The organism is Tissierella sp., assembly GCF_032104385.1.
GTDB lineage: Bacteria > Bacillota > Clostridia > Tissierellales > Tissierellaceae > Tissierella.
Genome location: NZ_DAMCHJ010000030.1, coordinates 1 through 8,615 on the forward strand (window position 1 = coordinate 1; position 8,615 = coordinate 8,615).

Here is an 8,615-nt window from a genome sequence, read left to right on the forward strand (position 1 = left end):
TATGACTCCAAGTTTTACATTAGATGGGGAGAATTTATTATATTCAGCAACTAAAGGACAAGATGAATCTTGGAATTTTGACTATAACAAGGCTTTTGAAGATTGGGAGGTTCAACCTCACCATATTTATGAATATGATTTAAAAAGCTCTCAGGTGAAGAAGATAACAGAAGGAGATAATTTTGACTTCATGCCTATAAGTATATCAAAGGATAGCATATTATTTTGTAGATATAAAGGCAAAGGATATCATAGTTTAATAAAACTAGTTAATGGAAAAGAAGAAATATTAGCTGATAATATCATCATTGATCATGAACTTGAAGGAGGAGTTTTTGGGTTTTATGGACATTTGGATACAGAAAAAGGAATAGACTTATATTTGAATAAAAGAAAAAATGGAAACAAACATTCTAAATTTGAAGGTCAATCTATAAATAATGAAATTGTCTCCAATAATCAAATAGAAGATATATTAAGCCACCTTGAAAATAAGGAATTTTATATTCAAGGTGAAAGCGGAGATAGTGATGCAATTACAGAGTTTGGTAAATCATTTGTAAATTTGTTTAATGGTGCAGTTGCGAAACAGAAGATGGTATCTTTTGATAAATATATATCTAATAAAAATCTTCAAAGATTTACCGATAAAATGTTAGAATTAACGCAAAGACAGGATATGCAAGGTGGTAATGATGTTAATTATGGTTTTGAAAATGAGTTTAAACAGGCAGAACTACGACAACATCCAGTGGATAAACTATGGTATCTTGAGTTGCCATTTGAATTTGAAGGTTCCGGAATGGTAGCCAAAATGTTAATAACTAGTGAAGATAAGGCATTAAAACTTGTTGATCTGTATTTTGGAACTAAAGATGGAGTTGATACCTTTGCCACAGGTCATCCGGCTGATAGAAAGATAAGAGACCCTCATTTATGGGAAAACGAGGATTGGGTAAAAGATGTTTTTATCAAGTTAGAAGATTTTGAAAAAATGCTAGAGGCACAGAATGATAATACTCTATCTACCAAGGATATTAATTTAGAACTTATAACATATGAAACTATAAATAACCTTGTAGTGTTACCATGAAAATTAAAGAAGGAACTTTGTCTACTGTGGGAGTAACCGTAATACTTGAAAGCAAGTTAGACAATGAATATATTTACGGTGAATTCTTTTCATTAGAAAAGAAAATAAATGACAGATGGTATCAACTGCCTGGAGCTTATGTTTTAATGATATAATACTTAAACAATTTAAAAGAGATAATTTTTAATATAGATGGGGAAATTAAATTTTCTTCGACATCTCATTGGTTAAATGATCTATTTGGATGGAAGGAGGATCAAGTATGGCAAGGATTTTAATAGTTGAAGATGATAGGTCAATAAATGATCTGATAGCAATGAATCTTTCTGTCATTGGTTATGATTGTGAAAAGGCATTTGATGGTTATGTGGCTGCGGAAATGATTAAGAATACTAGGTATGATTTAGTACTACTTGACATTATGCTGCCAGGAGTTAGTGGTATTGATTTATTAAGATCAAATATATGTGAAAATACTAAAGTAATTTTAATCACTGCAAAAGGAGGATTAAATCATAAATTGGAAGCTTTTAACCTTGGGGCTTATGATTATATAGTAAAACCCTTTGAAATGTTAGAGTTAGTTGCAAGGATTAAGGTTGCATTAAAAAATGATGATGTTCAAGAGAATATAAAGATTAAGGATGTAGAAATTAGGCTTAGAGAACACAAAGTATTAAAATCAAGTGAAGAAGTTGATTTAACTATTTTAGAATATAATTTATTAGAAACACTTGTCATAAATAAGAATATAGCTTTATCCAGAGAAAAACTACTAGAATTTGTCTGGGGCTATGATTTTGAAGGAGATACCAGAACAGTTGATGTCCATATTATGAAACTACGAAAGAAGTTAGACTTTGATAATATTATTAAAACTATTTATAAAATGGGATATAGACTTGAGGTAAGCAAATGAAAATAAAATATAAATTAATTTTAGTAACAGTATTAGTTTTTATAGTTACAATAAATATTGTAGCAGGTATTGCTATAAGTCAATATAATTCATTATTTATAGAGAGAGAAATAAAATCGGCAAAAAATGAAATGAGTTTTATTAAAAATAGCATTGAAAATTATGCAAAAGACTTACAAGCAAGAGGGGGAACCTATAACAAAGACAGCTTAGTTTCAATTATTGAGATCTACAAAAAATATTATATAAATCAAGATATTATTTTAGACTATAGTGATGATAATAGCAAAAATAATGTTTTCCTAGATACTGAAGAAGGAAGTATTATAATTCAAAATAGATTCAGTGAGCCTTTTGAAAATATTTCTCTTGTTTTCAAGAAAAGCTTTCAAGATATTTATGATTTACAAAAAAACTGGAATAGTTTCTTTATAAAGATATATCTTCTTCTCTCAGGAATATTAGCAATTGCTCTAATGTTTATAATTAGCAGGTTATTCAAACCCTTAGAAAACTTAATCCACAAGACAGAGGAAATAATAATTGAAAATTCCAATGAAAAGATACCCGTAATAGCCAACGATGAAGTAGGAGAACTTAGTATGAAATTTAATGTAATGTTAGATTTACTAAATGAGAATATGGAAACTATTAAAGAAAGCTCGATTCAAAAACAATGGCTTTTAGATAATTTAACCCATGAAATGAGGACACCGCTTACAAGCATTCAAGGATTTAGTGAATATCTAATGAGAACAAATGCCGCCGAGGAAGATAGAGTTGTTGCACTTACTCATATTAATGAAGAAGCAAATCGTTTGAAACAGCTAATTAATAAAATGTTTGATTTAATGACATTAAAAAAGGAAAGTTTAAATATAGTAAAATTAAATTCTGGTGAAATATTTAATACAATAAGGAAGATAGAGTTTCAAAAATTAAAAGAAATGAATATAGACCTTAAAATAAATATTGAAACAGATTATTTTTATGGTGATGAACAATTAATTTTAGTTTTGTTGACAAATTTAATAGATAATGCAATAAATGCCTCCAAGGATAATACTAGGATTGAAGTTGCTATTTATTCCAAGGATGAAAAAACCATTATAAAAATATCAGATCAAGGCCAAGGAATAGACAGCAAGGATCGCCCTAATATTTTCCAACCTTTTTATAAATCAGATAAAAATAGACCTGCTATTTATAGGGGTGCTGGTTTGGGTTTAAGTTTATGCAAAAAGATTGTTGACCTACATAATGGAAGTATAGAAGTAAAAAGTCAAAAAGATATAGGTACTAAAATATATATTTCATTAAAATCAATCTAAAATTTACAACTTCATTACAACTTTATAACATCTTAATAAAATAACAGTGTTATTATTAAGAAAAAAATAAGGGGTGTTATAGCAATGAAAAAGATTAAAATTTTCAAATCAATGCCAGTTATTGCTGTATTAATGTTATTGTTAGTATCTGCCATAGCTTTTCCTGTACTAGCAGAAAGATTCCAAGTTGAAGGAATGGAGAATGGAGCTAGAAATTTAGAGATAAGCTCATTAAAAATGCCGGATTTAGTTGTAGAGAAAAAACAGGATGAAACTAAGGTAAAAGATATTATAACTATGACAGAGGAAGAAGAAAAGGTTTTTGATGAAATTGTTTTACTACTACAAAAATCTACACTATTAATATCACCAAAAAATCGGGAGTTAAGTGAGACAGAATCAAGTAGAATGATAGAGTTAAGAAAGAAGTTTAGGGCAGGAAGTATTAAGAGTACAAAGACATTGCCAATAGGAGAAAATCTGAAAAAACCATATTTTAACCCTGATAATGAAACATATTATTATCCTGAAGTAGAAATGACAGAGGAAGAACTACTTCAAATCATTGATTTTGATGCAAAACTTGATAAAGCATTCTCCAAATTTTACGAGGCATATATACAGAATGCTATGGAAAATACAGACATTAAAATTTCAGAAGAAGAAGCCATTAAGTCGGCTAAGAATACTATTGAAAGAATATTTGATGTAGACCTTGAGAATATGGATATTAATTGTCATTTCTCCATAGATGAATATCGAAATCAAAGATTTTGGAGGATTATATTTCAACCAGAAAATATAGATATTTTAATAGAGCAGGAAAAACTTTATTGGATGTACTTTTCAAAAGTTAATATATATACTGGCAAGGTAGAATATGTAGACACATTTTATAGTGGACAGGTGGAGGAAGTTGGGAATTCACCAGTAACTGACTTGAAAAACATAGATAATCACAAAGAAATCGCTGAGGAATTCCTAAAAAACAAACTCAATGGAAAAAATATAGAATTCCTTAAAGCTTATATACAAAAGCATAGCAATGCGCCATTACTTAGTAGAAAGGTTCACCTTGTATATAAAGCTGAGAATAAATATATTGAGTTTGAATTTATATATGGAAGCAAAAGAATGATGGCATTATTTTTCCATGATAATCCAATAAGGTTAAATGAGAAAATTAATGGGATGGAACAAGAACCAATAGGGACTATAAATTAGGAAAAGAATGCAGATTCGGGGTAACTTTTTTGACAGTTATCCCATTTTCATTTTTATTTGGAATAATTGATCAGATTTAATAAAGAAAAATAATTTTACATACTATGCAACTTAAAGCGAGGATGAAACGTTTTATAGTTAAGGAGGTGGTTTTGTGGCCAGTGAATCATTGAGTGAAAATGATAAATATGTCAAAATTGTAGAAAAATATTCTGATATGGTCACAAGGATATGCTACATCCGTTTTAGTTGTCTTGCAGATGCAGAAGATTGTTGGCAAAATGTATTTATTAAGCTTTTTAACTCAAGAAAAATGTGGCAAGAATCTGAAGACTATCTTAGGTACTGGCTTGTAACTGTTACTCTCAATGAATGTAGAGATATGCATCGAAAGCTGTTTCGTAGAAATCACGTGGATATTGATATATTAGTGATCCCAGACATAGAGGAGTTTGACAAGAACCTTTTACATGCCGTAAAATCTCTTCCGCATAAATACTCTGAAGTAATCTATCTCTACTATTTTGAGGGATACAACATTATCGAACTTTCCAAAATTCTCGGTAGAAAAGAAAATACCATCAAGTCTCAGCTTAAGCGAGGCAGAGAAAGATTAAAGGATGTGATTAAAAGTGAGTGATTTTAATGATTTTAAAAAAATCAAAACACCGATAGAATGGAAAGAGAGACTATACGCTAAAACAACTGAGAGACAAATAAGTTCTGTTCGCCGAAAGAGACTACCATTGACTATAACAGCGGTAATTGTATTAGCAGTAATTTTATCTACATCAGTTCTTGCAGTTTCACTTATTGGAGGGGATTTTTTCAGACAGATGTTTATTAACAAGGCTGAAACAACGAAGAATTCATATGGCTATATGAATGTTGACCAACTTAGATCTATCGCAGGCACTACCATAGGAACTGTATTAGATTCTGATGAACTAAAAATTGAGATTATGGATGTGATTTCTAGTGGAAATATGGCAATGGTAATGTTAAGAGTTACCGCAAAAGAACTGGAAAGTGTACTTTTTGATACAGGATATGAAACACTAATGAATTATAGGTTTGGATCTGATAACGATGGAAGTTTATTCGAAAATATGGACCAGACTTCAATACGGTACTATTACAGTGATAATGACCCGACTTTAGCAAAGAATCAATTTGAGATACTTTACACCATTGTAAATCATCATATATTTAAGGCTGGTACTTATTCTATAAAGCTCAAAGATTTGGGGTATTACTTTAGCAATGGAAAAACCCTCGTATTGAAACCGTTGCATAAGGGCAATTGGGAATTTCAGGTGGAGTTAGCAGATGGAAATGAATACAGTCATACTGCTCTTATACGACAGCCGGTTACAACTGGTGGATATAATTTCATATTTGAAGATATACGAATAACCCCTATTAGTTCTACAAGTGTTTTTTCATATAATTCCAATGATGAATCTTCAGCTATTTTTAAAGCATTTTCATCTAATGTAGAAAGTTTAACCATTACACTTTCTGATGGTACTATACTTACAAAAGATGATTTCAGTTATAGCATTAGTAGTGGTAGTAATGGAACGGGTAATCCTATTTCAGCTATTGTTATAAACCTCACTTTCAATCTTCCAATTACAGCAGAGTCTGTAAGGGAGTTCTCTATCTTTAATAAAACACTTTCGATTTCCAATTGGGAATAAATACATTTTCCATAGGAGGACTTGTGATCTAAAAGGTAAAGATAGCAGTATTGATATTTTTATAAATGAAAAGTGGATTAGATTTGAAAATGAGTATTAAGGCACAAATGATATAATCACTAATAGATTCTAAAACATAGAACACAACAGGAACAAGGGAGAATTTTTATGAAGAATTAAACAATATTTAAAATAAAGAGTTGGTGGAATACATACCAATTCTTTATTTGTGTAGAAACTATTTTTTTCTGTTGACATATATAGACTATCTATATATAGTATATGTAGATAGTCTATATATGAAAGGAGATATATCATGAGCATAAATAAAAACTTGATAACTGGAAGCACAGCCATGCTTATATTAAAATTGCTTGACGATGAGGATATGTATGGATATCAGATGATTGAGACATTAGCTAAAAGATCTGATGATACATTTTCATTAAAAGCAGGTACGCTTTATCCACTGTTACATGATCTTGAAGAAAAGGGTATGGTAAATTCTTATGAGAAAAATGCAGATAGTGGGAGAGTAAGAAAATATTATAGTATTACTAAAAAAGGAAGAGGGGTTTTAGCAGAAAAGGAAGATGAATGGAAAATTTATGTTAATGCAATTAATCAAGTTTTAAAAGGGGGGGAAAGCTATGCAATATTCTGCTAAGATAAACGAGTTTCTAGAAACTGTTTGTGAACAAATAAGATGGAAAAAAGCTCACAATATGGTTTGTGAAGAAATAAGAAATCATATTATTGACCAAAAAAATGCCTTTGTAGATGAAGGAATAGATGAAGAGATTGCTATGGATAAGTCAATTAAAGAAATGGGAGATCCTGTTTTAATTGGAACAGAACTGGACCGCACTCATAGACCTAAAACTGAATGGAATATCATTTTATTAACAGGGATTATGATTTTATTAGGATTTGCAATTAGGTTTCTTGCAAGCAGTGAGCCTCATACCCCTTTCATGCTAGAAAGAAGTTTGATGACTACTTTAATAGGGATAGCTTGCATGGTAACTCTATACTTTATTGACTTTACAATTATAGGAAGATATCCAAAATCTATTTTTATAGGGCTTACTATTTTAACTATAATTTCAATATTTTTATCACCAGTTATTAGAGGGAAACACGCATATGTTCAATTTATTATGATTTTATTTCCAACCGTCATGTCTGGAATAATCTATAATATGAGAAATAAAGGATATTTAGGGATAATCTTAAGTGGAGCATTATTTATTATTCCTGTATTTATAGGATTTATGATACCAAGTATATCAGTGGTAGTTTTGATATCTTTACCTTTCCTAATACTTATAACGATGGCAATAATAAAAGGATGGTTTAATGTAAAAAAAATTTATGGAATTCTTCTTATATACATATCCACTATTAGTGTAGTGGCTATAGGCTTTCTGAAGCTAATGTCATATAGTTATCGTCGCGAAAGATTATTAAATATTATAAATCCATTAAGAGATCCGCTGGGATATGGATATACTGGTGCAAAGATGAGGGATATGTTATCCAATGCCAAGCTTATTGGGAGAGGTACATTAGAAATAAATCCTTATATGATACCTGAGATTAATACAAATTATATATTGACATATTTAATTCATAGATTAGGTTGGTTATCATTTATAGTGGTAATGGGGATAATATTTCTTTTTATAATTCGTTCATTTAAGCTATGCTATAAACAAAAAAGCATTTTGGGGAGATTAGTTTCTACAGCTGTTGTGCTTACATTCACAATGGAAGTCCTTTTTTATACTATAAGTAACTTAGGTTTATCAATAACTAATTATGCTTTACCTTTCATCTCCTATAGCGGAATGGCCACAATTATAAATATGACCTTAATCGGTATAATGCTTTCTGTATTTAAATCTGGAGATGTGGTAAAGGATAATTTGTTGTTGCAGAAGAATGATTAAAAGTAGAGTTTAGTAAATTTTGTTTTGTTGAATATTTATAAACGGATATCCTACTATTACATTTACCACAGGAATAATAGATGATGAATTTCACAATAGAATAGATAAACAAAATGCAAGAAAAATATAAAACCTAATAATGAAATTAAAGTAATAGCGAAAAATATAGTGAAAAATTCAAATACTAAAAACAAGGATGCATTACATTTTGCATTTGCTATACACAATAAATGCGACTATTTTATTACAGGTGATGATAAGTTTATAAAAACAATAGAAAAAATAATGATAAATTAAAAGATATTATTGGAGATATTAGATTATATAATCCTATAGATTTTTTTAGGAAGGAGATGGATATTGATGTTATGGAATGAAAGAGTTAAATATACA

10 protein-coding genes are annotated in these 8,615 nt (G+C 29.6%); all 10 read left to right on the forward strand.

All coding sequences use genetic code 11. The features are described 5' to 3' along the window. The coding region (locus RT714_RS15690; protein ID WP_313758924.1) for a hypothetical protein at positions 1–1,093 on the forward strand (1,093 nt) is incomplete at its 5' end. Beyond that, positions 1,090–1,248 (forward strand): immunoglobulin-like domain-containing protein, encoded by a 159-nt coding sequence (locus tag RT714_RS15695; RefSeq protein WP_313758925.1) that lies wholly within the window; start codon positions 1,090–1,092, stop codon positions 1,246–1,248. The genes RT714_RS15690 and RT714_RS15695, both read left to right, overlap by 4 nt. Positions 1,249–1,355: 107 nt before the next feature. Then, a complete protein-coding gene (locus RT714_RS15700; RefSeq protein WP_313758927.1) occupies positions 1,356–2,012 on the forward strand; it encodes a response regulator transcription factor in 657 nt (218 codons plus the stop codon). Beyond that, complete coding sequence (locus tag RT714_RS15705) at positions 2,009–3,343, forward strand: HAMP domain-containing sensor histidine kinase (RefSeq protein ID WP_313758929.1); 1,335 nt, start codon at positions 2,009–2,011, stop codon at positions 3,341–3,343. Before RT714_RS15700 ends, RT714_RS15705 begins: the two co-directional genes overlap by 4 nt. A gap of 84 nt (positions 3,344–3,427) precedes the next feature. Beyond that, positions 3,428–4,567 (forward strand): hypothetical protein, encoded by a 1,140-nt coding sequence (locus RT714_RS15710; RefSeq protein ID WP_313758931.1) that lies wholly within the window; start codon positions 3,428–3,430, stop codon positions 4,565–4,567. Positions 4,568–4,721: 154 nt separating this feature from the next. Next, positions 4,722–5,207: a sigma-70 family RNA polymerase sigma factor gene (locus tag RT714_RS15715; protein ID WP_313758932.1), complete on the forward strand. Its 486-nt coding sequence runs from the start codon at positions 4,722–4,724 to the stop codon at positions 5,205–5,207. After that, on the forward strand, positions 5,200–6,270 hold the full coding sequence (locus RT714_RS15720) for a hypothetical protein (RefSeq protein ID WP_313758934.1): 1,071 nt from the start codon (positions 5,200–5,202) through the stop codon (positions 6,268–6,270). The genes RT714_RS15715 and RT714_RS15720 overlap by 8 nt, the downstream gene beginning before the upstream one ends. Before the next feature lie 316 nt (positions 6,271–6,586). Further along, positions 6,587–6,937: a helix-turn-helix transcriptional regulator gene (locus RT714_RS15725; RefSeq protein ID WP_313758936.1), complete on the forward strand. Its 351-nt coding sequence runs from the start codon at positions 6,587–6,589 to the stop codon at positions 6,935–6,937. Next, positions 6,921–8,222: an FtsW/RodA/SpoVE family cell cycle protein gene (locus RT714_RS15730; RefSeq protein WP_313758938.1), complete on the forward strand. Its 1,302-nt coding sequence runs from the start codon at positions 6,921–6,923 to the stop codon at positions 8,220–8,222. The genes RT714_RS15725 and RT714_RS15730 overlap by 17 nt, the downstream gene beginning before the upstream one ends. Positions 8,223–8,390: 168 nt before the next feature. Further along, positions 8,391–8,519: a hypothetical protein gene (locus RT714_RS15735; RefSeq protein WP_313758940.1), complete on the forward strand. Its 129-nt coding sequence runs from the start codon at positions 8,391–8,393 to the stop codon at positions 8,517–8,519. The last annotated feature ends 96 nt before the right edge of the window (positions 8,520–8,615 follow it).

Bases quoted from the DNA above. Each gene is read 5' to 3' on its own strand.
- RT714_RS15710 (WP_313758931.1), top strand. From the start codon at position 3,428: ATGAAAAAGATTAAAATTTTCAAATCAATGCCAGTTATTGCTGTATTA.
- RT714_RS15725 (WP_313758936.1), top strand. From the start codon at position 6,587: ATGAGCATAAATAAAAACTTGATAACTGGAAGCACAGCCATGCTTATA.
- RT714_RS15730 (WP_313758938.1), top strand. From the start codon at position 6,921: ATGCAATATTCTGCTAAGATAAACGAGTTTCTAGAAACTGTTTGTGAA.
- RT714_RS15700 (WP_313758927.1), top strand. From the start codon at position 1,356: ATGGCAAGGATTTTAATAGTTGAAGATGATAGGTCAATAAATGATCTG.
- RT714_RS15695 (WP_313758925.1), top strand. From the start codon at position 1,090: ATGAAAATTAAAGAAGGAACTTTGTCTACTGTGGGAGTAACCGTAATA.
- RT714_RS15705 (WP_313758929.1), top strand. From the start codon at position 2,009: ATGAAAATAAAATATAAATTAATTTTAGTAACAGTATTAGTTTTTATA.